Source organism: Streptosporangium carneum, from assembly GCF_027922005.1.
GTDB classification, from domain to species: Bacteria; Actinomycetota; Actinomycetes; order Streptosporangiales; family Streptosporangiaceae; genus Streptosporangium; species Streptosporangium carneum.
This window is the reverse complement of sequence record NZ_BSEV01000156.1, coordinates 1-535: the sequence shown is the minus strand read 5'-3', so window position 1 is coordinate 535 and position 535 is coordinate 1. Positions and strand designations below refer to the sequence as shown.

1 protein-coding gene is annotated in these 535 nt (G+C 65.0%); it reads left to right on the top strand.

The window, feature by feature from the left end:
• The coding region (locus PKF00_RS44310) for a hypothetical protein (RefSeq protein ID WP_271223801.1) at positions 1-293 on the top strand (293 nt) is incomplete at its 5' end.
• Positions 294-535 lie beyond the last annotated feature (242 nt).

Sequence of the window (535 nt, the reverse complement as noted above, 5' to 3'; positions counted from 1 at the left end):
TCGACCGGCACAAGCTGCCCTACCTCAACGTGATCCAGAAGCTGAACTGCCTCTACTGCGCGTACGCCAACGGCGTGCTGGCCTATGTGGCGGAAATCGCGTCACGGACGGAACAGTACTGGTGCCCGATCAAGCATGCCGCGCGGGTCACGGGGACCCACCGGCGCTATGACGGTTTTCTCGAATACGGCGATGTCGCCGACTATCCCGAAGGGCTGGAAGGCCAGCGCCAGAAGCTCAAACAGGAACTCGAGGCCGGAAAAGCAAAAACCACGCCGGAGGGCGGGGCTTGATGGTGCGGCCGCAGAGCCTGTCCTCGACAGTCCCCCTTCGCCAAGGCTTCGGGGGACACCGCTTCGCCCCAAGTGCGTGCTGCGGGTGGTTTACTACCCGAAGCCCGCAGGGCGGTGGCGGGGATGGGTGGGAGTTTGTCCTCGACAGTCCACCTTCGCCAAGGCTTCGGGGGACACCGCTTCGCCCCAAGTGCGCGCTGCGGGTGGTTTACCACCCGAAGCCCGCAGGGCGAAGGGTGGTG